Raw genomic sequence first — 26,137 nt, 5'->3', positions numbered from 1 at the left:
GGTCCGGCCACCACTCGCTCAGTCCCCCGCCCAGCGGGGCGCCCGCCGCTCGGCGAAGGCGCGGGGGCCTTCGGCCGAGTCCGGGTGCCGCCAGTGGTCCATGATCGTCTGCCAGCCCTCCTCCATCGACGACCGCAGGAGCCTCCCCTCCAGCGACCGCAGCGCTCCACGGGTGGCCGCGACGGCCGCCGGTGAGTTCGCCGCCACCAGAGCGGCCAGCTCGCGTGCACGCTGGAGCAGGTCCACGCCGGGGACGACCTCGCTGACCAGGTCGCACGCCAGCGCCGCGGCGGCGTCGAGCCGCTCGCCCCGGCCGAGGAGGGCCAGGCGCAGCAGCCGGGGGATCGGGACGCGGAGCGCCAGCGAAACCGGCTCGAGCGCGCTCACCTGCCCCACCGACACGTGCGGGTCGACGAAAGCCGCGGACTCGGAGGCGATCACGATGTCCGCGTCCGCCACGAAGTGCAGGCCGCCTCCGGCGCAGATCCCGTTGACGGCCACGATCACCGGCACGTCCAGGTGCGGTCCGGGCAGGAACGCCAGCTCGTCGTCCACGCCGGCCCCGCGGGGGCCGCGCTCGCCCGCCAGGTCCCCCATGTCCGCTCCGGAGCAGAACGCGCGCCCGGTGCCGGTGAGGACCACGACGCGTACCGACCGGTCCCGCGCCGTGCCGCGCCACAGCTCGGTCAGCTCACCGGTCATCGTCCGATCGAACGCGTTCAGCCGGTCCGGGCGGTGCAGTGCCACGTGCAGGACGGGCCCGTCGGCGTGCACCGCGATGGTCTCGTAGCTCATGTCGTGCCCCTTCAGCGGTTCCGCGGCAGCCCCAGCACGCGCTCGCCGATGATGTCGCGCTGGATCTCCGACGTCCCGCCGTAGATCGTGGCGCCGAGCGACTCGATGCGGTCCTCGATCAGCTGCGGGTCGGTGAGCCCGTCGGGACCCGCCGCCTCCATCGCGAACCGCGTGGCCCGCTGCGCGGTCTCCGACCCGAACGCCTTGAGGACGAGGAACTCCGGGGCCTCCCGGCCGGCCATCCGCTCGAAGACGCTGCGGAGCCCGGTGAACCGGATCGCCTCGGAGTCCGCAAGGAGGCGGCCGAGCCCGGTGAGCTGCTCGTCGTCGAGAGTGCCGCTCCTGAGCAAGGGGTCCACGGCCTGCTCGATCTCCAGCCAGTTGCCGACCCAGATCATGTCGCGCTCGTGCTCCAGGCTCTCCGACGCGACGCGCCAGCCCTCGTTGAGCGGACCTAGGAGACCCTCCGCCGGAATCCGTACCTCGTCCAGGAACACCTCGCAGAACGCGTCGACCGAGTCGGCCGCCCGCGGGATCGGCCGGATGTCGACGCCCGGGGAGTGGAGGTCGAGGATGAGGCACGAGATGCCCGCGTGCCGGCGGGCGTCGGGGTCGGTCCGCGCGTAGAGCGTGGCCCAGCGGGACTGGTGGGCCTGAGTCGTCCAGATCTTGGCGCCCGTGACGACGAAGTCCGCGCCCTCCCGCCACGCCTGAGTTCGCATGGAGGCCAGGTCCGAGCCGGAGCCGGGCTCGGACATCCCGAGCGCCCACCATTCGTCGCCTCGCAGGACCGGCCGCAGGAGCCGGTCCTGCTGCTGCGGCGTGCCGAATCGGCGCAGGCCGGGCGCGACCACGCCGACGCCCTGGACGTTGTGGAGCCGCGGCACCCGGCGCCGGGCGCCCTCGATCCGCACCGAGAGGGCATCGCCCGGCGCGAGGGAGCGGCCACCGAGGCCCGGCTCCCAGTCCGGCACCAGCCAGCCCGCTTCGAACTGGGCGACCTGGAAGTCGGTACGGAGCCGGTCGTCGTGACGGTAGTGGTCCACGCGCTCGGCGTAGTCATCGGGCAGCACGCCGGCGAGGAAGGCGGCGTACTCGGCCAGGACGTCGCTCATGCGGGCACCCCCCGCCGCGCCGCCACGGCCCGCCGGTAGCAGACGGCCGCCGAGCCCAGGAACGGCGCGGTCTGCTGAGCCCGCCGGAAGAACAGGTGCGCGTCCGACTCGAAGGTCATCCCCATCGCGCCGAGCACCTGCACGAGCGCGCGGGAGGCGTCGACCGCCGCCTCCGACGCCGCCGCCTTCGCCAGGAGCGACAGCTCGGCCCCCGAGGGCGCGGACGCCCCCGCGAGGGCGACGGCCGCCGCCCGGGTGAGCGACCGAGCGCGCTCCACCGCGACGTACACGTCGGCGAGCCGATGCTTCACCGCCTGGAAAGCGCCGATCTTCCGCCCGAACTGCTCGCGGTCGAGCGCATGGCGCACGGCCCGGTCCAGCGCCCCCGCCGCCGTGCCGGTCAGGTCCGCCGCGACGGCCGTGCGCGCGGGCGCCAGCACGGCGTCGAGCGGCCGCGGGTCGTCCGCGTGCGACAGCGGCGGCGTTTCTCCCGCGTCGAAGACGGCCACGGGCCGGCTCGGGTCCACGTGCCGGTGGACCTCGGCCGGGCCGAGGGCCGCGGCGTCGAACTGCGCGACGGTCACCCCCTGCTCTCGCGGCACCACGACGGTGAGCCGCTCGGCGAGGACGCCGTCGAGGACGACCAGGCGCCCGATGGCGGGGCGTCCCGGTCCGCTGACGCCGTCCGCCACCGCGAGCGCCGCCGGACGCGCGGGGTCGAGCGGAAGCACCCCGCCGGCCTGCGACAGTGTCTGCAGCGACATCGCCGTGGCCAGCAGCGGTGCGGGGACGAGCACCTCCCCCGCGGCCTCGAGCAGCGCGGCCGCGTCCACGAGCGTCCCGAGGCCGCCCGCCCACTCGGGCAGTCCGATGGACGTGTACTCGGCACCGGACACCGCGGCCCAGGCACCCTCGGGCTGCGAGCCGGCGAAGCACGCACGGACGGCCTCCAGCGGGAATCCGCCCCCGAGATGGCGGCGCACCGTCTCGGTCAGCTCACGACGCTCGTCGGTGAGGACCAGGTCACGCCAGGATTCGAGCACGCTCCCCGGCCACCGCTCCTCCGCCGGGCTCACGGACGCACCTCGGAAGTGGCGCCGGGCCGGTCGCGGCGTCCGCTCGCGAGCCGCTCGGCCAGGGCGTCCATGGCGGCATGGGTGTCCGGATGGTCGAACAGCACGAGGTGGCTCGCGTACTCGGCCCGCAACTGGTCCGCCATGCCGTCGGCGAACGAGGCGCGGAGCAGCCGCTTGGTGGCCAGGACGCCGAGCGGCGGCATGGCGGCGATCCGGGCCGCCAGCTCCATGGCGTGCTCCAGCAGTTCCTCGTCGGGCACCACCCGGGAGACCAGCCTCAGCTCCCGCGCCTCGGACGCGTCGAGCAGGCGCCCGGTGAACAGCAGCTCCGCGGCGGCCGACAGGCCGACGACGCGCGGGAGCAACAGGCTGATGCCGAGCTCGGGCGAGAGCCCGATCGGGGCGAACCCGGTGCCCAGCCGCGCCGAGGCCCCGGCGATCAGCACGTCGTGGAGCAGCGCCACGCCGAAGCCGCCACCGACGGCGGGCCCGTTGACCGCCGCGATCGTCGGCTTCTCCAGGGCCCACATCCGCTCCGTCCAGCGCCCGGCGTTCCCGAGCCGGTCGGCGCTCCGCTGCCGTTCGGTGAGCGGCGCCAGTCCCGTCTCGCCTCCGATGCGGTCACCGGACAGCAACTCGCGGGCGGGCGGCCGCGGGCCGCCCGCCAGCTCCGCGGCGTCGGCCCCCACGCAGAAGCTGTCGCCGGCACCGGTCGTGACGACCACGTGAACGTCGTCGTCGTCCGCCGCCTCGCCGAAGGCGGCGGCGAGGTCGCGGAGGATCGTCCCGCCGATGGCGTTGTGGCGGTGCGGGCGGTTCAGCCGCACCAGCATCACGTGGCCCTGCCGCTCGACGAGCACGTCCCCGTCCCGCGCGGTCACGCCGAGGCCCCCTCGGGCCGCCGGTCATGGCGGCTCGCGACGAGCCCGAGCCCGGGGAGGTCCCACATGGCACCGGTGACGCCCTCGTCCCGCAGGACGTGCTTCATCACGCGGCTGAGCGCGTTCACCGGGAGCTCGGCCCGGATGTCGACGTACCGGGGCACGGCGAAGTACGGGACCTCCCAGCGGATGAACTCGAAGAAGCCCTCGGGCGTGAGCTCCGAACCTTCCGCCAGGACGATGCTCGCCTTGATCTCCTCGTCGCCCACGTCCGCCGGGACTCCGGACACGGCGACGTCCCTGACGGCGGGGTGCCGCCGGATGGTGTTCTCAAGGGCGAGCGCGGAGACGTTCTCGCCGCGACGGCGCAGGACGTCCTTCTTCCGGTCCACGAACGTCACACAGCCGTTGGCGTCCATCCGCCCGTGGTCGCCCGTGTGGTGCCAGAGGTTCCGCCAGGTCGCGGTGGTGATCTCGGGCTTCTTCCAGTAGCCCGCGTACATCGCGTTGGGCACCTTGGGCCGGACGACGATCTCCCCGGCCTCGCCGAGCGGCACCTCGTCGTCGGCGTCGTCCACGATGCGCACCTCAAGGAGCGGCGAGACGATTCCCGACGTCGCCCGGTCCCGGAAGCCGCCGGGCGCGCTGTTGGTGATCGGCACGCACTCGGTCTGCCCGTAGCCCTCGGACATCACGGGTGTGCCGAATCGCTCTTCGAAGGCGCGCTGCTCGGGCTCCCCCAGCGGGACCCACACGGCGAGACGGAACCGGTGGGCGGCGTCGTCGGGCCGCGGCGACTGCGCCAGCAGCATGTGGGCCATCGGCCCGACCCCCACGAGCAGGCTGGCGCCGTCGGCCGCCGCGTCGGCGATGAACGTCGAGGCATGGAACTCCGGTGCGATGCTGATGGTCGCGTCGTTCACCAGCGCCGACATGAACGCGACCATCTGCCCGCTGGTGTGGAACATCGGGAAGCCGGTGAACATCCGGTCCCCCGGGACGACCCATCCGCGCACCCCGTAGGCCCTCCCGACCGCCACGTAGTAGCCGGAGCCGAGCATGCAGCCCTTCGCGGCGGCGGTGGTCCCGGACGTGTACATGATCGCGAGCATGTCGCCCGGCGCGGACACGTGCTCCGGCCTGCCGCGTCCGGCCAGCAGCTCGCCGTACGGCAGCGTCCCCGCCTGCGGCTCGTCCACCAGCAGGGTGTGCCGGATGCCGGTCGCGCCGAGCAGGCCGCGTGCGGCGTCGTAGCCCCCCTCGTCCGTCACCAGGACCGACGCACCGCAGTCGTTGAGCTGATAGGTGAGGAAGTCGCCCTTCAGGTAGTAGTTGAGCGGCACCTGGACCACGCCGAGCTTGGCGGCGGCCAGCATGATCTCGACGGTCTCGATGCAGTTGGGAAGGAGGGTGGCGACCATGTCTCCCGGACCGATGCCCAGGCGAAGGAAGCCCGCCGCCAGCCGGTCGGTGCGGTCGTCGAGGTCGGCGAAGGTGCGCCGGTCGGGGCCGCAGCGGACGAACGGGCTGTCCGGTTCCGCTTCGAGCCGCCGCCGGAACTCCGCGTCGACCGTGGTCTGCGTCAAGGCCGCCGCACCGTAGTCGTCCACGGTCACTCCCTGGTCTCCAGCCCGACCGCTCACCGGCGCGAGCTCTTCTCGATGGTCAGCCCCAAGTCCTGGAAGTCCAGCGTGCCGGGCGTGTTCCACGCCTCGCGGAGCTTGTGCTTCTGGACACGGCCCATGGCGTTGACGGGCAGCTCGTCCATCACCTCGACGTACCGCGGCACGGCGTAGTACGGGAGGTTCTCGCGGAAGTACTCGAACAGCTCCTCCGGAGCGGGGTCGGCGCCCGGCTCGAACACCAGGCACGCCTTGATCTCGTCCTCGGACAGTTCGGACGGCGCCGCGTGGACCGCCGCCTGGACGATGCCGGGGTGCCGGACGATCGCCGCCTCCAGTTCGACCGAGGACACGTTCTCCCCCCGCCTGCGGAGGGCGTCCTTCTTCCGGTCGACGAAGTGGAGCGTGCCCTCCTCGTCGAAGCTGCCGAGGTCGCCTGTGTGGTGCCACAGGTTCCGCCAGGCGTCCATCGTGGCGGCCTCGTTGCGCCAGTACCCGGAGAAGATCGAGTACGGTTCGAGCGGCCGGACGACGATCTCCCCCACCTCGCCGGCCGGCCGCACTCTGTCGCCGTCGTCGACGACCTGGACGTCCAGCCAGGGCAGCGCCTTGCCGCAGCTGGGGCGGTCGCGGCCCTCCCGGACGCCGTCCATCGTGGCGGGCAGGACCTCGGTCTGGCCGTAGCCCTCGGCCAGCACGTGGACGCCGAAGCGGCGTTCGAATTCGTGCTGGGGTACGGGCGCCATCGGGATGAAGACGGCCCGCTCCAGCTCGTGGTCCCTGTCCGCGTCACCGGCGGGTGTGGCCAGGAGGGCCGCCCCGATGGCCCCGACGGCCCACAGCTGGGTGGCGCCGACCTCCCGGGCGCGGGCGATCAGGGTCGAGGCACTGAACTCGGGCTCGAAGGCCACCCGGCACCCCGCCACGAGCGCGTCCATGAGGGCGCTCAGGCCGAAGCCGTGGTAGAGCGGCAGGGTGGTGATCGAGGTGTCCGACGGCTTGAACCACCCGAACCTCATGTGCGCCTTGGGCATGTGCAGGAAGTAGCCCTGGTTGATCATGCAGCCCTTGGGCAGTCCCGTCGTCCCCGACGTGTACAGGATGCTGAGCAGCGAGTCCGGGCCCGGGTCGGGCCACGTCCGCTCCGGGGGCAGGGCGAGGTCCTGGAACGCGACGACGCCGGCGCCGGGGTCGCCGTCGGTGTCGTCGAGTGCCACGACGCGGATGTCCATCCCCGAGCCCGACACCAGCCGGGTCGCCATGTCGAACGCGGCGGCGTCCACGACCAGGACGCTCGGGTCGGCATCGGCCAGCTGGTAGCGGAGGAACTCGCCCTTCAGGAACACGTTCAGCGGTACCTGGACCGCACCGAGCTCGGCGCACGCGAAGAACAGGTCGATCGCCTCCGGCCGGTTCGGCATGATCGACGCGACCCGGTCACCGTGCGAGACGCCGAGTCCGTGCAAGCCCGTGGCCAGGCGGCGGGCGCGGTCCTGGACCTCGGCGACCGTCATCCAGTCGCCACCGGCCGCGGCCAGATGGGCGTCCGGGTCCGCCGCGACACGCGCGGCCAGCCGTGCGGGGATCGTCGTGACTTCGTCAGCCACCGCATCCTCCTCTGCCAACCGGTTGGTTGGGTTACCTTAACCCAAATACCGGGTCCCGCCAAGAGTCGGCCGGACCCACTTCCTCTTCACCTGCGAGATCAGCATTGCCTCGAATCGTCCATCCTTATATTCAACCGACCAGTTGGCTGATATCTTCCGCCGCGTGGACGCCTCACACGACGGCAAGGTCGCCCTGGTCACCGGCGGCTCCCGGGGCATCGGCCGCGCCATCGCCCGCGAGCTGGTGGCCGCCGGCGTCCGCGTGATGATCACCAGGCGCGGGGAGGCGGCCCTCGCCGCCAGACCTGCGCGCGGTTCCCGATCCGCTCGCGCGCCGGCCGCGCGCCGTGCCGGAACGGATCCGCTGACGCGGGGCCCGGCCAGGCCCGGGCATCAGTACGAGCGCGGCAGGCCCAGCGAGTGCCGGGTGACGTAGTTGAGCACCATCTCCCGGCTCACCGGGGCCGACCTCATCAGCCGGGTCAGTCCCCACAGGTCGCCGATTCCGTATTCGCTGGCGAAGGCGTTTCCGCCGTGGACCTGGATGGCCTGGTCGAAGGCGGCGAGCGCCGTGTCGGCGGCGGCCAGCTTGGCCACGGCGGCCGCTTCGCCGACCTCGGGCAGCCGACGGTCGAACAGCCAGGCCGCCTTGTGGGTCATCAGGCGGGCGAGCTCGAGCCGGATCTTCACCTCCGCCAGCGGATGGGCGACCCCCTGGTGCGCGCCGATGGGCCGGCCCCAGACGTTCCGCTCCCGCGCGTAGCCGACCGCCTTGCCGATGAAGTAGCGGCTGAGCCCGTTGGCCTGGGCCGCGACGTTCACCCGCTCCGGGTTGAGTCCCGAGAACACCTGCCGCAGCCCCTGGTCGGGCACGCCGCCGACCAGCCGTTCGCGCGGCACCGCAACGTCGTCGAGGTAGACCGAGAACTGCTGGTCCGGCTCCTTGATCTCCATGGGGATCGGCCGGTACTCCAGCCCCTCGGCGTCCGTGTCGACGATGAACATCGTCAGCAGGCCGCGGCCGCGGTCGTCGGTGCCGGTACGGGCCACCACGAGGACCGCGTCGGCGACGTCCATGTTCGTGATGTACTGCTTGGCACCCTTGAGCACCCAGCCGGCACCGTCCCGCCGGGCCGTGGTCGAGAGGTTCGGCGCGTTCGAGCCGGCCCCGGACTCGGTGATGGCGAAGGCCACCTTGACGGTGCCGGCGGCGAGGCCGGGGAGCCAGCGCTCCTTCTGCTCGTCGGTGCCGAACTCCTCGATGATCGGTCCGCACATGCCGGCGACGATCAGGTGGATCAGCGGGCACCCCTGGGCGGCCAGCTCCTCGATCACGATCGCCATCTCGTGGATGCCGCCGCCGCCCCCGCCGTACCTTTCGGGCAGGTTGACGGCGCCGAACCCGTTGTCGAAGATCGCGGCCCACAGCTCGCCGGCGAACCGCTTCTCCCGCGCGCAGTCGGCGAAGTACCCGTGCCCGAACCCAGCGCCGATCGAGGCCACCGCCTCGCGCATCGCCGAATGCTCCGCCGTCTCCTGGAAGTCCATCGCCCGCCCCTGTTGACCGGTGTGCAGCTTCGGGATTACTTTGCCACCCAACCAGTTGGTTGGGAAGAGGTGAGGTTGATGTCCCCGTACGACATCCCCCCACGGAGCGCACGACCGCCCGGCGCGGAGGACGGCGGGTGATCGAGAAACTCACCTCGGCCGAGCAGGCGATGCGTCTCGTGCGGGACGGGGACGTCGTCGGCCTCCAGTCGGGGCCGACGCAGTGCGCACCGATGACCCTGGTGCGGGAGCTGATCCGCCGCGGAACCCGCGACCTGCACATCGTGAGCCTGAGCGGTGGCATCGCCCTGGACTGGCTGGTCGCGGCGGGCGGCGTCGGCCGGGTCACGTTCGCGGCCGCCACGATGGAGCACTTCGGCATGTGCCGGCGGTTCCGCCGGGCGGTCGAAGCCGGTGCCGTCGGCGTGGAGGAGCTCTCGGAGACCGCCTTCCTGGCCCGGCTGGGCGCCGCCGCCCGGGGGCTGCCGTTCCTGCCCACCGCCGGGATGATCGGAACCGACCTGCTGAGCGTGGGCAACCCCGCGGTGAAGGTCGTCCTCGATCCGTTCGGCGGGCCGCCGGTGGTGGCGTGCGCCGCCCTGCACCCCGACGTCGCGCTCCTCCACGCGCACCGCGCCGACCGGTTCGGCAACGTCGCCGTGGACCCGGGCCCCCGCCACCCCATGACGGCGCTCCTCCCCCGGGCGGCGCGGCGCGTGGTCGTGACCGTCGAGGAGATCGTCGACACCGACGTGCTCCGGAGAGCCCCTGAGCGGACCGTCCTCCCCGCCTTCCTGGTGGACGCCGTCGTCGAGGCGCCGTACGGCGCCCATCCGAACTCGCTCTTCCCGGTGTACGACTACGACGCGGAGTTCATCCGGTCCTGGGTGGCCGCCGCCGGAGACGAGGCGGGCGCCGCGCGGTTCCTCGACCGCGTCGTCCACGGCGCGGCGACGCACGGCGACTACGTCACGCTCATCGGGCTCGAGCGCCTCGCCGGTCTCACCCCGGGCGGCGCGCGATGAGCGACCGGGCGGACCGCCGCGCCGCCCCGGCCGACCGCCCTTCGGAGGACCACACGGTCGACGAGCTGATGGTGTGCGTGCTCGCCGCCTGCTTCCAGGACGGCGAGCAGGTGCTCAACGGCATCTCGTCGTTCATCCCGGTCTGCGCGATCGAGCTGGCGCGCCGGACCCACGCGCCGGACCTGGTGTGGATCGCCGGCGGCTCCGGGGTCTCCCCGCGCTCGCCGCGCCTGACGGCCTCCACCTTCGAGTGGCCGCTGTGGCAGGACTCGGTGATGTACGTCGACGTCGCCACCGAGCTGTGGGACTGGGTGGCCGACGAGCGGCTGCTGCGGACGTTCTGCGCGGGCGCCGCCCAGATCGACGCCTACGGCAACGCGAACAACAGCGTCATCGGGTCCTTCGACCGGCCGCGGGTGCGGCTGCCCGGCACCGCGGGCCTGGGCGACATGGGGTCCCTCTCGAAGCGGATCGTCTACTGGGTGACCGACCACTCTCCCCGCACGCTCGTCGAGCGGGTGGACTTCCGCTCCGCGGCCGGCTACCTGGGCGGCGGGGGCGAACGCGGGCGGCTCGGGCTCGGCGGTGGCCCGGAGCTGGTGGTCACGAACCTGGCGGTGCTCGACTTCGCGCCGGTCTCCGAGCGGATGCGGCTGCGCTCGGTGCATCCCGGCGTGACCGTCGAGCGGGTACTCGCCGCCACCGGGTTCGAACCGGTCCTCCCGGCGGAGGTCACCACGACTGCGGTGCCGACCGTCCGGCAGGTGGACCTCATCCGGCGCGTCATCGACCCGGAGGGCTACCGCAAGCGAGGCTTCCGCGCGCCCGCCTGACCCGCCCGCCGGGCCTTCCGCGACCCGCTCAGGCTCAGCGGCCGCGGAAGACGGGCGGCCGCCTGGCGGCGAAGGCCGCGAAGGCCTCCGCGACGTCCTCGGACGCCGACGCGACGGCGGCTCCGGCCGCCTCCGCGTCGAGTTGGTCGTCGAACCCGTTCGTGGACGAGGCGTCGAGGAGTCTCTTGGCCAGCCGCTGGGCGATGGGCGGGCCGTCGGCGAGGCTGCGGGCCAGCGACTCCGCCGTGCCCGGGAGATCGCCGGCGGGCACGACCTGGGCGGCGATCCCCAGTGCGAGCGCCTCGGCGGCGCCGACCGGCTCACCGGTGAGCACCAGCCGCTTCGCGGCCTGCCGCCCGACGATGCGGGGCAGCAACCAGGAACTCCCGAAATCCGGCACCAGGCCGCGCTTCACGAAGACCTGGCAGAAGGTGGCGCTGTCCGCGGCCAGCACGATGTCGCAGCCCAGCGCGATGCTCATCCCCGCGCCGTACGCGGGCCCGTTGACCGCCGCCACGATCGGCTGCGGCAGCCGGTGCAGCGCGCGGGCGGCCTCGTTGATCCGTCCCATGATCGCCAGGGTCGGCTCCTCCGGCACGGCCTCGGCCAGCTGGGCGCCGGCGCAGAACGCGGAGCCCGCGCCCGTCAGGAGCACCGCGCGATCCGACGGCGTCCGGGCGATCCGGGTCAGCTCGGCGCCGAGCCGCTCGAATTCCTCGCAGGTCAGGGCGTTGCGCCGCTCGGGCGAGTTGAGGACGATGCGGACCAGGCCCCTGTCGCGATCGACGTCCACGCTCATGCCGCACCGCCGCGGGCCCGGGACGTCGCTTCGTGGTCGATGGTCATGCGGGGACCTCCTTGCTCGGTCGTCGTCCCGGCGGGCGTCCGCTCGGTCATCGGGGCAACTCGACTGCCTGCGAGGGGATGCTCCACGACGTCGTGTCCATGATCGCCCCGAGGTTCTCGGCCACGTCCTCGACCGTGGCGCCGGGGTTGGTGTAGCCGTCGGTCACCGCGACGAAGTTGCGGGCGAACCGGCCCGCGACCGCGTGGAAGATCTCACCGGTCACGGCGCACGACTCGTGGCACAGGTAGGCGACCATCGGAGCGACCCGGTCCGGCGACATCTCCTCGTGGAGGTCCGCGGGCAGCATCTTGGCCGTCATGGCGGTCGCGGCCCCGGGGGAGACGAGGTTCACCTTGATCCCGTAGCGCGCGCCCTCCACGGCGAGCGTGCGCCCCAAGCCCACCACGGCCGCTTTGGCCGAGGCGTAGTTGGCCTGGCCAAGGTTGCCGAACAGCCCCGCCACCGAGGTCGTCATGACGACACGACCGTACCCCTGGTCGCGGAAGAGACCCCACGCCGCCTGGGTGAGGTCGAAGGTTCCGTGGAAGTGCACGTCGAGGACGTCCTTGAGCTCCTGGTCGTTCATCTTGAGGAAGGAGCGGTCGCGGACGACGCCGGCGTTGTTCACCACGATATCGAGGCGGCCGAACGCTTGGAGTGCCGTCGTGACCGCGCCGGCGGCGGCTCCGGGCCCGCCCACGGACGCGTTGTGGGCGACCGCCGTGCCACCCGCGGACTCGATCTCCTCGGCCAGGACCGCGGCGGGGGTCCGGCCGGCGCCGTCCGCGCGGTCGATGTCGTTCACCACGACCTTGGCTCCGCGCGCCGCGAGCAGCCGCGCGTGCGCCCGGCCGAGACCGCCCCCGGCACCCGTCACGACCGCCACGCGGTCGTCGAACCGCAGTTCCGTCATCACTCACCCCTCGCGTGCCACGGCCGGACGACCGCTGGTAGCGGGGAGTATAGCCAACCGACTGGTCGGGTGGGTACAGTCGCGGGCATGAGGAACGCCGTGATCGTCGACATCGTCAGGACGCCCCGGGGCAAGGGCAGGCCCGGAGGGGCGCTCTCTTCGCTCCACCCGCAGGAGCTCCTCGCCGGAGTGCTGGTGGAACTGCGGAAGCGGACCGGGCTCGACCCCGCGGAGGTCGCGGACGTGCTCACGGGGTGCGCGAACGCGGTGGGCGTCCACGGCGACAACATCGGCCGGCTCGCCGTGCTCGCGGCCGGATGGCCGGTCGAGGTGCCCGGCGTGACGTTCAACCGCGCGTGCGGCTCGGGCCAGCAGGCCGTCAACTCGGCCGCCATGATGGTCGAGGCCGGGCAGGCCGATGCCGTCGTGGCGTCGGGCGTCGAGATGATGTCGCATTACCCGCCCCCCTCGCGGATGACCCTCGACGGGGGCAACGAGCGCCTTCGCGAGCGCTACCCCATCATCCCCCAGGGGATCTCGGCCGATCTGATCGCCGCCGTCGAGGGGTTCGGCCGCACCGCCGTCGACCGGTTCGCCGCGGAGTCGCAGCGCAGGGCGGCCACCGCGATCGCCGAGGGGCGTTTCGCCGCCTCGACGGTCCCGGTCACGGACGCCGGCGGCCGGGTCGTCCTCGACCGCGAGGAACTGCCGCGTGACACGACGCAGGAGGCGCTCGCGGCCCTGCCCCCATCCTTCGAGCGGCTCGGCGGCGCCGCCGTCGAGGGCTATGAGCGCAGCTTCGACGCGATGGCGCGCGAGGTCTATCCGCGCGCCGGCGAGATCACGCACGTCCACCATGCCGGCAACTCGTCGGGGCTGGCCGACGGGGCGGGCGCCGTACTGGTGACCGGCGAGCGGTACGCACGCGAGCGGGGCCTGCGGCCGCGGGCGCGTGTCGTCGCGACGGCGACGGCCGGCGCGGAGCCGGTCATCATGCTCACCGCGCCCGGCCCCGCGGCCGAGCTGTGCGCCCGGCGCGCCGGGATGTCGCTGGACGACATCGACCTCTTCGAGGTCAACGAGGCGTTCGCGTCGGTCGTGCTCCGGTTCGCGCGGGAGACCGGTGTCGGCCCCGACCGGATCAACGTCAACGGGGGCGCCATCGCGCTGGGTCACCCGATCGGCGCCAGCGGCCCGATCCTGCTCGCCACCCTGCTCGACGAGCTGGAGCGGCGTGATCTGTCCACCGGACTGGTCACCATGTGCACCGGCGGGGGCATGGGAACGGCCACCATCATCGAGAGGGTGTGAGCCGACGCGCGGCGCAGCGCCGGCGGGCCGTGCACCGGCCGTCCACGCGGGTCGCCGGGACGCGAAGCCGGGTCCCGGCGACCGGCGTCAAGACGCCTTCCGGCGGTGGGCCTCGGCCAAGCCCCGCGCGGCGCCGTAGTCGGCCTTGCCGTTGGGCCCGCGCGGGACGACGTCGACGAAGACCACGACCTTCGGCGCCTTGTAACCGGCGAGCCGCGCCTTGACGTGCGCGACCACGTCGTCCGCACCGAGTGACCGGCCCGGCTCCAGACTGACGATCGCCGCCACGACCTGCCCCCACGTCGGGTGGGGGATGCCCGCGACCAGCACGTCGGCGACCGCCTCGTGGTCGAGGATGACGCCCTCGACCTCCTCGGTGAAGATCTTCTCACCGCCGGAGTTGATGCAGAGGGAGTCCCGGCCCATCAGCTGGATGGTGCCGTCCTCCAGCACGAGCGCATGGTCACCGGGGATCGCCGAGCGGACGCCGTCGATGACCGGGAAGGTGCGCTCGGTCTTGCCGGGGTCCTTGTGGTAACCGAGGGGCAGGCGGTTGCTCACGACCAGCTTCCCGACCACCCCGGAGCCGGGGGCGACCGGCCGGCCGTCCGGATCCAGCACGCGAAGGTTCGCCCCCGGGGTGAACCTCCCGGTCGGCGGGACGTTCCCCCGCGTGGCCACCGACCAGCCCATGCCGAACCCCTCCGAGGAGGAGAAGCCGTCCAGGATCGAGGCATGCGGCCAGTGCTCCAGGAGGGCCCGCTTGCTGGCCTCGCTCAGCATCCCGCCCGAGGTGAGGACGTGGCGGACGGAGGTGCTGTCCCAGCGGCCCGGCTGCTCGTCCAGCGTCGCGAGGATCTTGTGGGCGAAGACCTCGCCCGCGATCGTGAGGCTGGCCACGCCGAGCCGGTCGACGAGGTCGAGCAGTTCCCCGGCGTCCAGGTTCGGCTGGACGAGCGAGCCGACGCTTCCGCCCTGGTGCATCGCGATGGCGGCCCCGAACCAGCCGCTGCCGTGCATCATCGGGCTGCAGGAGACGTGGACCGGGCCCGGGCCGTTGACGGCGGCCCGGATGGAGGCGTCCGCGTCGTCCAGGTCGAACGACAGCTCCGCGACATCGTTGATCTGGCGGAGCATGTCCTCGACGCGCCACATCACGCCCTTGGGCATCCCGGTCGTCCCGCCGGTGTAGAGCAGGAACAGGTCGTCGCCGCCGCGCCCCCATGACGAGCGCACGGCCCCTCCCCCGGACCCCGCCGCCTCCTCGTACGGGACCGCCCACTCCGGACATGGATCGGTTCCGTCGTCGACATGGAAGAACCGGCGCAGCCGCGACGAGCCCCCGCGGATCGCCTCCAGCCTCTCGGTGAAGGACCCGTGGAAGACCACGGAGGTCACGTCCGCGTCGTCGAAGAGGTAGCGGAGCTCCTCGTCCCGGTAACGGTAGTTGGTGTTGACGGCCGGGATTCCGATCTTGAACGCGGCGTGCTGGACCTCCATGTACTCCGGGCTGTTACGCAGGTAGAGGGCCACCCGGTCGTCCCTGCTCGCGTCGGCGTCGAGCAGGGCGGCGGCCAGCCCGTTCGCCCGGCGGTCGAACGCGGCCCACGAGAAGGTGCGATCGCCGTGCACCTGGGCCGGCGCCTCAGGAATCTGACCGGCGATGGTCTCCCAGACCGTGGCCGGGTTCCAGTCGAACTTCGACGTACCCACCTGAGCCTCCTCGTGAGTTGACGTGACTCTGCACAAACGTGGCCGCGCTGAGGTGCCCGGCCGCTACGCCCCGGTGGAGCGCCGCCCGCGCGGCAGCCCGAGCCGCTGCTGGGCGATGAGGTCGAGCAGCACCTCTGAGGTGCCGCCGTAGATCGTGGCGATCTGGGATTCGCGGTACAGATGCTGGAGCTCGCCGGCGGCCGCCGCTCCGGCGGCGCCTCGGTTCAGCAGCCCCTGGACGCCGGTCGCGTCCAGCAGCGCACGGCTCTCGCGGAGCAGCGCCTCGGTGCCGTAGACCTTGGCCATCGTCCCCTCGACGGCTCCCGCCGCGGCACTGGAGCGGGACCAGGACGCCCGCAGACCCAGCAGGCGGGCGACCTCGGCGGAGGCGACGGCGCGGCCGAGCCGGGCGTTGAACCCGGCCCCGGCGACGGCTTCCCGGTCGCGGCCCCAGTTCACCGCCGCCGTCACCAGCCGGCGCAGCTGTGCCGCGAACTCACCGCCGCGCTCGAAGGCGAGGGCGACGTTGACGATCTCCCAGCCCTGCCCTTCCGCGCCGACGCGCGCCTCGTCGCCGACGCGGACATCGGAGTAGTAGGTGACATTGGTGCGCTGGCCGCTCAGCGTGAAGATCGGTGCCACCGAGAAGCCCTCGGCGGTGGTCGGGACCAGGAAGATCGTGAGACCGGCGTGCTTGGGCGCGTCGGGGTCGGTGCGGGCCAGGAGGAAGACGTGGTCGGCCTCACCGGCGAGCGTCGTGAAGATCTTCTGGCCGTTGATCATCCATCCGGCGCCGTCACGGGTCGCCCGGGTCCGGACCGAGGCCAGGTCGGACCCCGAGCCGGGCTCGGTGTAGCCGAGGGCGAGCAGCAGCTCTCCCCGGCAGATCGGCGCGAGCAGCCGACGCCGCTGCTCCGCGGTGCCGACGCGCCGGATGGCCTCCCCCACGATCTGCGTGATCGCGAGGCCCTCGGTCGGCGCACCGGCCGAGGCGAGTTCCTCGTAGATGATGTCGGTCCTGGCGCGGTCCCAGCCGCGACCGCCCTCCTCGACGTGCCAGTGCGCGCCCACCCAGCCCCGGCCGGCGAGCCCCGAGTGGAACTCGCGGTCGTGGTAGTCGCCCGTGGCCGCGACGCGTCCGAGTACGTCGGCGGTGAGGTGCTCGCGGACGAAGGCGCGCACCTCCTCCCGGAGCCCTTCCGCCTCGGTGCCGTTGGCGAAGTCCATCAGCCCGCCCCCCTCATGGTCGCGGCGCCGATCGACTCCCAGATCGCCTCGGGGTCGCCGCCCTGGAGCTGGAGCGCCTTCGCCCGCCGCAGGTAGAGCTGCGCGTCGTACTCCAGCGTGTAGCCGTAGCCGCCGTGCACGTGGAGACACGCCTCCGCGGACCGGACGGCGGTCTCGGCCGCGTGGGCGAAGGCGATGTCGGCGGCATCGCGCCACCCCGCGTCGCCCTCGTCGTGGCGCCACCCGGTCTCGCGCACGAGCAGCCGCGCGCCGTCCACGGCCATCACCACCTCCGCGAGCAGGTGCTGGATCGCCTGGAAGCTTCCGATCCTGACCCCGAACTGCTCGCGCGCCATGACGTAGTCCACGGCGACGGCGAGCGCCTGATCCGCCACCCCGACCAGCACCGAAGCGGTGCCCAGCCGCCACCAGCCGAGCCCCGCGCGGAAGAGGTCCCGCGCCTCGTCGCCGCGGGCGAGCACGGTCCGCTCGACGGCGCCACCGCCGAGCGGCCGGTCGGCACAGGCCAGGAAGCCGAGATCACCGGGCGGCGCGGCCGGTGGGCCCTGCGCGAGGACGAGGTCGACGCCGTCGAGCGCGATCACGCCTCGCGCCGCTCCGCCGCCCGGCACCAGCACCGCGGTGCCGGCGGCCGCCGGCCGCGGGCAGAGGACCACCGGGGGTCCTCCCGCCAGGGCCTGCGCGGACCTCGCCTCCTGACCGTCCACCGCGGCGAGGAGCATCGCCGCGGAGGCCGCCTCGACGAGCGGCGCGCACGCCAGGTGACGCCCGGCGGCCTCGGTCACGAGGCCGAGTTCGACGACGCCGCCGCCGGTACCGCCGGCCGGCTCGGGTACGGCGATCCCGACGGCGCCCGTCTCCACGAGGACCGTCCAGAGCGCCGGGTCGAAGCCCGCGTCCTCGACGGCGCGCACCCGCTCCGCGGACGACTCGCGCGCGAGTAGGCGTTCGAAGGTCGCGGCGACGTCACGTTGCTCCGGAGTCGGCTCCAGGTCCACCCGGCCCTCCCTGCCTCGGTCTTCTCGCAGCGCACGGTGGAGTGCGTCCCGTTCTGTATACCCAACCGTACGGTTGGTTGACAAGAGGTCAACCGACCGCGCCGGCGAATTCGCGGACCATCTCGTCGAGCATCGGGCGCGCCTCGTCGTACCGGTGGGGGACCCGCAGCAAGGTCCGGAAGTCGGTGACGCCCTGCTCCGCCAGCGCACCGGTCTCGGCGAACATTGCCGGGTAGTCGACCCGGCCGCGGGACGTGAAGGCGTTGGCGAGCGGGTAGGCGACCTGGACGTCGCCGAAGTCCCCGCCCTCCGCCTCGACCAGCCTCCGCATCTCACCGAGGGCGCCGGTGAAGGTCCCGGCGGTGACCCCCCACGGAATCCAGCCGACGCCGTGGCGGACGATCCGGCGCGCCACGACCGGCTTGGCGGAGCCGCCGATCCACACCGGCACACCGGCCGCCCGCACCGGCTTTGGCATCATGTGCACCTCCGCGAAACGCACGTGCCGGCCCTCGAAGGCGGCCACCGGGCTGGTCCACAACTCCCGGCAGGCGGCGAGCAGCTCGTCGAGCGCCTGCCCCCGCTTCGAGAAGTCGACGCCGAGGGCACGGTACTCGGCCTCCTGCCAGCCGACGCCGACGCCGAGTTCGAGCCGTCCCCCGCTGAGCGCGTCGATCGTGGCGGCCACCTTGGCGAGCAGGACCGGCGGCCGGAGCGGCGCCACCAGGACGTTGGTGGCGAGCCGGATGCGGGAGGTGACCGCCGCGAGGGAGGCCAGCACGGTCAGCGACTCCAGCCAGTCGCCGTCGGGGCCGGTCGGCTGGCGGCCGCCCGCCCTGCCTCCGCTGCCGGGGTCTCCGTACGCGCTGAGGTCGGAACCGAACACGATGTGGTCGCTCACGAAGACCCGGTCCAGCCCGGCGTCCTCCGCGGCACGGGCCTGGTCCAGCAAATGGCGCCAGCTCTCCGGTCGCGTGGCGGCGTAGTTGCGCATCCCCCAGGTGAGCTGCGGGGCCGCCCGCTCCCCGGTCACCGGTGAGGCACGTCGAACGTGCCGCGGAAACCGTGCCGGTTGACCGCCTCCAGGAGGAGCGCGCGGGTGCGGCTCAGGCTCGCCGGACGCAGCAGCGCCGGGGTCAGGTGCCGGTCCAGGAGGGTGAGGTCGTGCTCCTCGCAGAGCCCGATCGCACCGAACACCTGGTGCGCGTGCCGCAGCACGGAGTCCGCGGCCTCCAGCATCCCGAGCCGCAACGCGAAGGCGTCCGCGAGGGTCGCGCGGCCCCGATGCACCTGGAACCAGGTGTAGGTCGCGAGCTCATCGAGACCGTCCGTCGCGACGGCGATGTCGGCCAGCCGCCACCGGATCTCCCCGAACCGTCCGATCGGCTTGCCGAACTGGCGCCGCGTCCCCGCGTAGCCCGCCGCCTGGAGCGCGACCGTCTCCAGCGCACCCGCCATCCAGAAACCGTCGAGGACGAACGACATCAGCAGCGCGCGGTCGGGCAGCGCGGCAGCGCCGACCGGTCCGCGGATCTCGACCGGGACTCCGAAGGGGTCGAGGGGCGCCCGGCCTCGGGAACCCGTGGGCGACGCGGCCCGGGGCAGCGGGTCACCGCCCAGCGGCACCGCCCCGGCGTTCTCGAACAGGTCGGCATGCTCCAGGTGCGAGACCGGGCCGTCGACGACGTACAGCGCCTGCCAGCGCGCCCGCCACTTCACGGGAACGGTGAGGGCGCGGGCCACCGGCCATGGCGCGACGACCGCGCCGCACGCCCTGACGGCGAGCATCGCCGCCTCCGACTCCTCGGCGTCACCGAGCGGATCGAGGTCCAGCACCCCGACCGACTCCAGCGCCGGCCGCAGGTCATCGCCGCGAACCCGCGGCCGCTCCTCGGCCGAGCGCGCGATCTCGACCCCGCCGCGATCGGCCAGCACCGCGCGCACCGCGTCCCGCAGGGCGAGCGCCGCCGGTGCCCATTCCCGCTTCACGAAGCGTCCTGCATCAGGGAGCGAGCGACCAGCATGCGCTGGATCTCGATGGTGCCCGAGGCGATCGTGGCCGAGCGCGCATACCGGTAGACGTCCTCGGCGTGGCCGAGCACCCCGCCCCCATGCGGCCGCAGCCCCGGTGCGCCGAGGGCGTCCAGGACGAGCCCGGCGACCTCCTGGTCGAGTTCGATGGAGGCGATCCGCGCACCTGACGCGATCCGGTCGGTGAGCCCGCCGGCCTCCCGCCGGGCGATGGCCCGGTGGTTCAGCAGCCGCGCCGTGCGGGCGTGCACCAGGGCGGTGACGAAGTCCTCGCCCAGGCCGCCGGCAGCGGTGGCCTCCACCGCTCCCAGCTCGGCGAGCAGCCGCTCGTCCCGCGCGTACCTCGGGATGCCGATGCGCTCGTGGCCGAGGACGAACCGGATCACCGCCCAGCCGTTGTCGACCTGCCCGAGCACGTCGTCCGGGGCGACCCGGACGTCTTCGAAGAACACTTCGTTCAGGTGCTGCGGACCCATGATCGACGCGATCGGGCGCACGCTCACCCCGGCACGGTCCATCGGGACCAGGAAGATCGTGATGCCGCCGGTCTTCGAGCGCTCGCGGCTCGTGGTGCGGGCGGCCAGGAAGCACCAGTCGGCGAGCGTCGCGTACGACGTCCAGATCTTCTGGCCCCGGACGAGCCAGCCGTCGCCGTCCGGGACCGCCGGCAGCGACAGCGACCCGAGGTCGCTCCCGGCCTCCGGCTCGCTGAACCCCTGGCACCAGACCACCTCACCGGCGGCGATCGGGCGCAGGTGCCTGGCCTTCTGCGGCCCTGTGCCGAACTCCATGATGGTCGGGCCGACCCAGCTGAGTCCCATGTACTGCGCTCCGCGGGGCTCCAGATGGGCCCACATCTCCTCGCGAAGCACCGCTGACTCCCACAGCGTGGCTCCCGCGCCGCCGTACTCCTCCGGCCAGTCGATGGTCAGCAGGCGCTCCGCGACCAGCCGGTCGATGACCCGGCGGGTGACGAGCCGGACGCGCGGATCCTCGGAGAACGGGCCCGACCAGTCGTCCGGAAGGAGCTCGCGGAGGATCGCGCGCAGTCGTGCGCGGAGCTCCTCGGCCCGCTCGTCCATCTCCACGTCCACGCCCCTGCTCCTTCTTCGCTGGATGTTAATCTATTAATCATATAGATATTTTGCTGACGGTGCCTGTCCTGCACGGTCGGGCCCCCGCACGGTCAGACCGCCCTGGACTGCCGCCGCCCGCCGTAGTCGTCGAGGATCCGCGCACGGAACTGGGACGCGACGGCCTCGGACACGCTCATGGTGTTCAGCCTTGGTGGAGCGTTGCGCACCTGGCGCGGCTTCCCGTCGTCTCGCGGCATCGTCCCTCCTCTCCAAGCTGCGGCCGGGCGACTGCCCGCCTCCCGCCCGGTCCTTCGATCCGGGACCGGGCGCCCCGGGGCGTCAGCCCGACGAATAGATGCTCTCGGCCACGTCCTCGACCGTCAGGTTCGCCGCCGAGTCGCGCAGGGTGACGCGCCCGCGCTCCAGCACGATGACCTCGTCGGCGATCCCGCCCAGGACCTCTTCGACGAGTTGTTCGACGAGCAGGATGGCGAGGCCGTCGTCCCGCAGCCGCTCCAGGCATTCGAACACCAGGTCGACGAACACGGGGGCCAGGCCCGACGACGGCTCGTCGACCAGCAGGACGGCGGGCCTGGCGGCGAGGGCGGTGGCGATCGCGAGCATCTGTTGCTGCCCGCCCGAGAGGTCGGCCGCACGCTGTGCGCGCCGCTCCCCCAGGATCGGGAACCGCTCGTAGAGGGCGTCCAGTTCGGCCTCCAGGGCGGCGCGGCGGACGCCGCCGCCGCGCAGGCCGAGCACCAGGTTCTCCCGCACGCTGAGGTCGCGGAAGACCCGCTTGCCCTCCTGGACCGCCGACAGTCCCTTGGCGACCCGCCGCCACGGTGGCAGGGAGCCGATGTCCTCGCCGTCGAGCGTCAGGGTCCCCGACCGGATGGGCAGCAGCCCGCAGATCCCCGACAGCAGGGTGGTCTTGCCCGCTCCGTTGCGCCCGACAAGAGCCGTCACGCTCCCGGGGCGGAGTGTCAACGACGCGTCCCAGACGGCGACCAGGTCGCCATGGGCGACCGACAGGCCCGAGACCTCGAGCTTCGGTCCGTTCTCGACCGGGCGGCTCATGACCCGACCTCCGTCCCGCTGGATGCCGGCTCGCCGGCGGACGGGGGTGGGGCTCCCGCCGCCCCGGGCGGCCCGTGGCCCTCGCCCCGGCGGCCGAGGTAACTGTCGATGACCCGCCGGTCGCGGCGCACCGCCTCCGGCGCCCCCGACGCGATGACCTCGCCCAGCTCCATGGCGAAGACGTGATCGGCGATGTCCATGACGAACGGCACGTTGTGCTCGACCAGGACCACCGTCCCGCCCGCGTCCCGGGTGCGCCGCATCAGCGTCGCCAGTTCGTTCAGGCCGTCGTCGTCGAGTCCCGCCGCCGGCTCGTCGAGCAGCAGGACGTGCGGTTCGCCGGCCACCGCGCGGACGACCTCGAGGAGCCTGCGCGTGCCCAGCGGCAGCGAGTGGGCACTTTCGTGGGCACGCTGCTCCAGCCCGGCGAACGACAGTGCGGCCAGGGTCGCCTCCCGGTCGTGCCTGCGGACCCGGCGGAAGAGCGGCGACCGCAGGATGGCGCCGATCAGCCCGAGCCCGCCGTGCCGGAGCCGTCCGGTCTCGACGACCTCCAGTACCGACATGCCGGAGGGGATGAGCGGTGTCTGGAAGGTGCGCCCCACCCCCACGCGCGCGACCTTGTTGGCCCGCAGCCCGGTCAGTTCCCGGCCGGCGAGGGCGATGCTTCCGGTGTCCGGGCGGAGGACCCCGGACACCGCGTTCAGCAGTGTCGTCTTACCTGCGCCGTTGGCGCCGATGATGGCGGTGATGGTCCCGGGCTCGACGGTGAGGTCGACCCCGTTCAGCGCCTTGAGGCCGGCGAAGGCCTTGGTGACGCCGGTGATCTGGAGCTGCTCGCCCGGAATCGTGAGCTCGCCCTTCTCCGCCCCGGCCTCGGGGGCGTCCGCGGCCGCGTACCGCTTGGGCCGGCGCACGTCGACCCCCCGGAGCAGCCGCCGGCTGATGCCCGCCAGGCCCGCCGAGAACGCGACGCCGACGACGACCAGGAAGCCGCCGTAGACCGCGGTCGAGTACTGCTCGAAGGACGCCGCCTGCAGCGGCCCCAGCACCAGGACGGCCGCCCCGACGGGTGCCCCCCACACGCTGTCCGCGCCTCCCAGCACGGTGGCGGCCAGCAACGCGATGGTCAGCGTCATGGTGAAGGCCTCCGGGCTGATGAAGCCCGTCATGTACGTGTAGAGGACGCCGGCGATTCCCGCGGGCAGTGCGCCGAGGACGTAGGCCTGCAGGCGCAGCCGGTAGACCGAGCCGCCCATGGTCTCCGCAAGGGTGGTGCTGGACGCGAGGACACGGAGCATGGCGCCGAACCGTGACACGACCATGTTCCGGAAGACCAGCATCCAGACGAACGTGACCGCGATCGCGAGCCGGTAGAAGTCCGGGCCCAGGAGCTGGTGACCGAAGATCGTGGGGCCGATCACCCCGGGCAGCCCGGCACTGCCGCCGGTCTGCTCCTCGAAGATCGACACCAGGCTGGGGATCAGCAGGATGAAGAAGAAGGAGACGAGCGCCAGCGACCAGTGACTCAGCCGCAGGCCCGGGATCCCCGAGACCAGGCCCGCGACGGCGGCGACCGCGACCGCCGCGAGGAAGGCGAGCAGGATGTCGGTGTGGCCGTGGTTGTAGAGCACCGCGGCGACGTACGCACCGGACGCGAACACGGCGACCTGCCCCAGGGCGAGCTCGCCGGCGTACCCGAAGCTGAGATTGAGCCCGCTGCAGATCAGGGTGAAGACGGCGATCAGCATGACCTGGCGCTGCCAGTAGAAGTCGAGTCCCATCGCCGGGAGCATGAGGACGACGAGGAAGCCGAGGACCGCGAGGAGGGGCGTCCCGGTCACCAGTGAACGAAGCCTGTCCGCCATGGTCACACCGCCCTCAGGCCGCGCTGGCCGAACAGGCCCGTGGGCCGCACGACGAGCACGGCGAGCAGGAGCGCGAACAGGAGCAGCGGCGGGTACTCCACCCCGAGATACCGGCTGCTGTAGCTCTGCACCAGCCCGATGACGAGACCGCCGACGATCGAGCCGAGGAAGTTGCCGAAGCCGCCCACGGCGAGCGCCACGAAGCCGAACACCGTAAGGGTGATCGCGATGCTCACGCTGGCGCCCGTCTTCGGCGTCATGAGCGGGCCGAGCAGCCCCGCGAGCGCCCCGGCGAGGCCGAAGGAGCCGGTGCGCAACGCGGCGACGTCGATGCCGCGCAGCTTGGCGGCTTCGGGGTCGGTGGTCGCGCCGCGCGCGGCCAGCCCCCAGAGGCTGCGGCGGGAGAACAGGTGCAGCCCGACTCCGGCCGCCACCGCGACGGCGATCAGCCAGAGGTCCACCCGTGCGACCCGGCCGCCGAGCAGGGTCAGCGCCTCCTGACCTCCGAAGAACGGGATCGACTTGGGCTCCTCGCCCCAGGTCGCCATCAGGATCCCTTCGATCACCACGAAAGCGCCCACCGTCGTGACGAGCAGCGCGTGCCCGTTCTCCCGCCGGAGCACCGGGCGCACCGCGACCAGTTCCTCGATCCCCGCCAGGAGGGCGCCGCCCGCCAACCCGAGGAGCGCCGCAGTCCACCACGGCCAGCCCTGGTCGACGATGATGAACCACGAGAAGAAGGCGCTGAGGACCACGAAGGCGCCGTGGGCGAGGTTGAAGACGCCCCCGAACGTCATCGTGATGTTGTAGCCGATGGCGATGAGCGCGTAGACCGCGCCCAACGACAGCCCCGCCCACACGATCGTCATGAGTGCCCCTGCCGTACGACGGTTCCGCGGTCGCCCGGACCGCGCTGGTGGCGGCACCATATGCCGCACATCACATCTAAATCAACTAAATCATTAACTTGATGCCGGCGGACGGCCCCCTCCCCTGCGGGGGAGCCGGGCGCCGGCCGCGCGGCGCCGGCCCTGGCGGGGACACCGTCCGCAGCTGCTCACAGGGCTGCAGACCTTGACTCGGCTTCCGCGATGTGGCTACGGTCACACCGAATCATATAGAGGTATATGATCATTTGTATGAATCAGAAGGGGTTGGCCCATGAGGTCGAACTGGACTCGACTGGCGGCGGCCGCCGCCGTCGCGACGCTCGCCGCCTCCGGGTGCGGGAGCTCCGGCGAGGGCGGTGACGGCGGCGCGTCATCAAGGTCGGCGGGCCCGATGAAGATCGAGATCTTCCAGGCGCTGAGCGGCCCCGTGGCGCCCGTGGGCCAGGCCATGTCCGTCGGCAACAAGGCCGCCGTGGCGGTCGTCAACGCCAACGGCGGCGTGCTCGGCAAGGACCTCGAAGTCAACATCACCGACGATGCCGGCAGCCCGGACCAGCTGGCCGCCAAGCTCCAGGAGCGGCTGAGCGGCGGGAAGCCCCACGCGGTCCTTCCCGGCAGCGCAGCCGAGATCCCCGCGGGCATCCCGATCCTCTCCAACACCGGCGTGTTCGTGTCCCAGCACTTCACGGCGAACACCTTCAACGATCCGAAGAAGTACCCGCTCGTGTTCGGCAACGCGCACACGATCCCCGACTACACCGAGAGCCTCGTGGAGAAGCTCAAGGAGAAGGGCCACGCCAGCGTCGGCGTGGTCGACTCCGACGACTCCTCGGGCCAGGCGTTCGAGGCGGTGGCGAAGTCGGCCTTCGAGGACGCCGGCATCAAGGCCACCTTCGTGAGCGTCCCGCCGAGCGCGGTGGACGCCACGGCGCAACTGCAGCAGGCCTTGGCCGGCAAGCCGGACGCGCTCGTCTTCGCCGGTTACTTCCCGGGCGCCGCCGCGGTGGTCTCGGCGCGGACCAAGCTCGGCCTCACCCTCCCGACGTACTCGGCCCAGACCTTCTCGGCCAACAACCTGGCCGACATCGCCGACCCGTCGGCGTTCGAGGGCATCGAGTTCCAGCAGCTGGCCGCGAACGTGAAGGGCACGCCGCAGACGGAGTCGAAGGCGTTCAAGACCTTCTACCAAGCGGTGCTCAAGGAGGGGGGCGGCAAGCTGCCGTTCCCGATCAACACCTACCTCGTCGCGTACAACGACGTGTTGCTCGCCGCGTACGCCGCCGACCTGGCGGGAGGCTTCGACCCCAAGCAGATGGCCAAGGCGGTGGAGAACGCCAAGCCCGAGGACATGCCGAACTACGTCATGCCGGTCGGCTTCTCCAGCGAGAACCACTTCCCCGACGTGACGCCCAAGGACTTCGTCTTCGTGCCGTACAGCCCGGTCAAGAACGGCATGGTGGTCCCGCCCGGCTGAGCCCGCGGCACCCCGGCGAGCGGAGCATCCCTTCGGAGGTGCCCCGCTCGTCATATCCCCCGGGTCGTACAGGGACGGATCACCTCGGGCGCTCAGGTGACGCTCGACCAGTTCCGCCGGCACGCCGCAGCGGTCCAGTGAGGCGGCGAAGTCGGCGAGCCCGTGGCCGCCGCCGCTGATGGCCTCGAC

General features: G+C 72.7%; 24 protein-coding genes. 5 read left to right on the top strand and 19 right to left on the bottom strand.

All coding sequences use genetic code 11. The features are described from left to right. Positions 1-18: 18 nt before the first annotated feature. The 6 genes from CHC11_RS27525 to CHC11_RS27500 are packed head-to-tail and all read right to left on the bottom strand — an operon-like array spanning position 19 to position 7,096. Positions 19-795 (bottom strand): enoyl-CoA hydratase/isomerase family protein, encoded by a 777-nt coding sequence (locus tag CHC11_RS27525; protein ID WP_089314720.1) that lies wholly within the window; start codon positions 793-795, stop codon positions 19-21. 11 nt (positions 796-806) lie between these two features. Beyond that, positions 807-1,910 carry an acyl-CoA dehydrogenase family protein gene (locus CHC11_RS27520; protein ID WP_089314719.1) on the bottom strand — a complete coding sequence of 368 codons (1,104 nt, stop codon included), beginning with the start codon at positions 1,908-1,910 and terminating at the stop codon, positions 807-809. Next, positions 1,907-2,986, bottom strand: coding sequence for an acyl-CoA dehydrogenase family protein (locus tag CHC11_RS27515; protein WP_089314718.1), 1,080 nt, complete (start codon positions 2,984-2,986; stop codon positions 1,907-1,909). The genes CHC11_RS27520 and CHC11_RS27515 overlap by 4 nt, the downstream gene beginning before the upstream one ends. Continuing rightward, positions 2,983-3,867, bottom strand: coding sequence for an enoyl-CoA hydratase/isomerase family protein (locus CHC11_RS27510; protein ID WP_089314717.1), 885 nt, complete (start codon positions 3,865-3,867; stop codon positions 2,983-2,985). The genes CHC11_RS27515 and CHC11_RS27510 overlap by 4 nt, the downstream gene beginning before the upstream one ends. Continuing rightward, positions 3,864-5,477, bottom strand: a complete 1,614-nt coding sequence (locus tag CHC11_RS27505; protein ID WP_179279030.1) for an AMP-binding protein — start codon at positions 5,475-5,477, stop codon at positions 3,864-3,866. Before CHC11_RS27505 ends, CHC11_RS27510 begins: the two co-directional genes overlap by 4 nt. A gap of 29 nt (positions 5,478-5,506) precedes the next feature. After that, a complete protein-coding gene (locus tag CHC11_RS27500; RefSeq protein ID WP_179279029.1) occupies positions 5,507-7,096 on the bottom strand; it encodes an AMP-binding protein in 1,590 nt (529 codons plus the stop codon). Positions 7,097-7,259: 163 nt separating this feature from the next. Between CHC11_RS27500 and CHC11_RS43560 the strand changes: the two genes are divergently transcribed. After that, on the top strand, positions 7,260-7,532 hold the full coding sequence (locus CHC11_RS43560) for an SDR family NAD(P)-dependent oxidoreductase (protein ID WP_089314714.1): 273 nt from the start codon (positions 7,260-7,262) through the stop codon (positions 7,530-7,532). On the opposite strand, the gene CHC11_RS27490 is transcribed toward CHC11_RS43560, so the two are convergent. Next, complete coding sequence (locus CHC11_RS27490) at positions 7,490-8,644, bottom strand: acyl-CoA dehydrogenase family protein (RefSeq protein ID WP_089314713.1); 1,155 nt, start codon at positions 8,642-8,644, stop codon at positions 7,490-7,492. The genes CHC11_RS43560 and CHC11_RS27490 overlap by 43 nt on opposite strands. A gap of 137 nt (positions 8,645-8,781) precedes the next feature. Between CHC11_RS27490 and CHC11_RS27485 the strand changes: the two genes are divergently transcribed. Together CHC11_RS27485 and CHC11_RS27480 are read left to right on the top strand one after the other, a co-directional pair. Next, positions 8,782-9,669, top strand: coding sequence for a CoA transferase subunit A (locus CHC11_RS27485; RefSeq protein WP_089314712.1), 888 nt, complete (start codon positions 8,782-8,784; stop codon positions 9,667-9,669). Continuing rightward, positions 9,666-10,502 (top strand): CoA-transferase subunit beta, encoded by an 837-nt coding sequence (locus CHC11_RS27480; protein WP_089314711.1) that lies wholly within the window; start codon positions 9,666-9,668, stop codon positions 10,500-10,502. The genes CHC11_RS27485 and CHC11_RS27480 overlap by 4 nt, the downstream gene beginning before the upstream one ends. A gap of 34 nt (positions 10,503-10,536) precedes the next feature. On the opposite strand, the gene CHC11_RS27475 is transcribed toward CHC11_RS27480, so the two are convergent. Both CHC11_RS27475 and CHC11_RS27470 read right to left on the bottom strand, forming a co-directional pair. Continuing rightward, the gene (locus CHC11_RS27475; RefSeq protein WP_089314710.1) at positions 10,537-11,301 is read right to left on the bottom strand and encodes an enoyl-CoA hydratase/isomerase family protein; all 765 of its coding nucleotides are present in this window, start codon (positions 11,299-11,301) and stop codon (positions 10,537-10,539) included. A gap of 94 nt (positions 11,302-11,395) precedes the next feature. Then, positions 11,396-12,262, bottom strand: coding sequence for an SDR family NAD(P)-dependent oxidoreductase (locus CHC11_RS27470; protein WP_089314709.1), 867 nt, complete (start codon positions 12,260-12,262; stop codon positions 11,396-11,398). Positions 12,263-12,349: 87 nt separating this feature from the next. Between CHC11_RS27470 and CHC11_RS27465 the strand changes: the two genes are divergently transcribed. Continuing rightward, positions 12,350-13,573, top strand: coding sequence for an acetyl-CoA C-acyltransferase (locus CHC11_RS27465; RefSeq protein WP_089314708.1), 1,224 nt, complete (start codon positions 12,350-12,352; stop codon positions 13,571-13,573). An 87-nt stretch (positions 13,574-13,660) separates the two neighbouring features. On the opposite strand, the gene CHC11_RS27460 is transcribed toward CHC11_RS27465, so the two are convergent. The 10 genes from CHC11_RS27460 to CHC11_RS27420 all read right to left on the bottom strand — a co-directional run bounded on the left by CHC11_RS27460 (position 13,661) and on the right by CHC11_RS27420 (position 24,453). After that, complete coding sequence (locus CHC11_RS27460; RefSeq protein ID WP_179279028.1) at positions 13,661-15,286, bottom strand: AMP-binding protein; 1,626 nt, start codon at positions 15,284-15,286, stop codon at positions 13,661-13,663. A 63-nt stretch (positions 15,287-15,349) separates the two neighbouring features. Further along, a complete protein-coding gene (locus tag CHC11_RS27455) occupies positions 15,350-16,513 on the bottom strand; it encodes an acyl-CoA dehydrogenase family protein (protein WP_089314706.1) in 1,164 nt (387 codons plus the stop codon). After that, complete coding sequence (locus CHC11_RS27450; protein ID WP_179279027.1) at positions 16,513-17,532, bottom strand: acyl-CoA dehydrogenase family protein; 1,020 nt, start codon at positions 17,530-17,532, stop codon at positions 16,513-16,515. The genes CHC11_RS27455 and CHC11_RS27450 overlap by 1 nt, the downstream gene beginning before the upstream one ends. Positions 17,533-17,620: 88 nt before the next feature. After that, positions 17,621-18,565: a TIGR03619 family F420-dependent LLM class oxidoreductase gene (locus tag CHC11_RS27445; RefSeq protein WP_089314704.1), complete on the bottom strand. Its 945-nt coding sequence runs from the start codon at positions 18,563-18,565 to the stop codon at positions 17,621-17,623. Then, positions 18,562-19,521: an acyl-CoA dehydrogenase family protein gene (locus CHC11_RS27440; RefSeq protein WP_089314703.1), complete on the bottom strand. Its 960-nt coding sequence runs from the start codon at positions 19,519-19,521 to the stop codon at positions 18,562-18,564. The genes CHC11_RS27445 and CHC11_RS27440 overlap by 4 nt, the downstream gene beginning before the upstream one ends. Further along, positions 19,518-20,657: an acyl-CoA dehydrogenase family protein gene (locus tag CHC11_RS27435; protein WP_089314702.1), complete on the bottom strand. Its 1,140-nt coding sequence runs from the start codon at positions 20,655-20,657 to the stop codon at positions 19,518-19,520. The genes CHC11_RS27440 and CHC11_RS27435 overlap by 4 nt, the downstream gene beginning before the upstream one ends. 92 nt (positions 20,658-20,749) lie before the next feature. Next, positions 20,750-20,896: a hypothetical protein gene (locus tag CHC11_RS41640; protein ID WP_179279026.1), complete on the bottom strand. Its 147-nt coding sequence runs from the start codon at positions 20,894-20,896 to the stop codon at positions 20,750-20,752. An 82-nt stretch (positions 20,897-20,978) separates the two neighbouring features. Further along, positions 20,979-21,716 (bottom strand): ABC transporter ATP-binding protein, encoded by a 738-nt coding sequence (locus CHC11_RS27430; protein WP_089314701.1) that lies wholly within the window; start codon positions 21,714-21,716, stop codon positions 20,979-20,981. After that, complete coding sequence (locus tag CHC11_RS27425) at positions 21,713-23,584, bottom strand: branched-chain amino acid ABC transporter ATP-binding protein/permease (RefSeq protein ID WP_089314700.1); 1,872 nt, start codon at positions 23,582-23,584, stop codon at positions 21,713-21,715. The genes CHC11_RS27430 and CHC11_RS27425 overlap by 4 nt, the downstream gene beginning before the upstream one ends. A gap of 2 nt (positions 23,585-23,586) precedes the next feature. Continuing rightward, positions 23,587-24,453, bottom strand: coding sequence for a branched-chain amino acid ABC transporter permease (locus CHC11_RS27420; protein ID WP_179279025.1), 867 nt, complete (start codon positions 24,451-24,453; stop codon positions 23,587-23,589). A 292-nt stretch (positions 24,454-24,745) separates the two neighbouring features. On the opposite strand from CHC11_RS27420, the gene CHC11_RS27415 reads away from it, so the two are divergent. Then, a complete protein-coding gene (locus CHC11_RS27415) occupies positions 24,746-25,948 on the top strand; it encodes an ABC transporter substrate-binding protein (RefSeq protein ID WP_089314698.1) in 1,203 nt (400 codons plus the stop codon). The last annotated feature ends 189 nt before the right edge of the window (positions 25,949-26,137 follow it).

This window comes from Actinomadura mexicana (genome assembly GCF_900188105.1).
Taxonomy (GTDB): Bacteria; Actinomycetota; Actinomycetes; order Streptosporangiales; family Streptosporangiaceae; genus Spirillospora; species Spirillospora mexicana.
The sequence above is the reverse complement of the archived record's forward strand: the minus strand, read 5'-3'. Positions and strand labels throughout refer to the sequence as shown.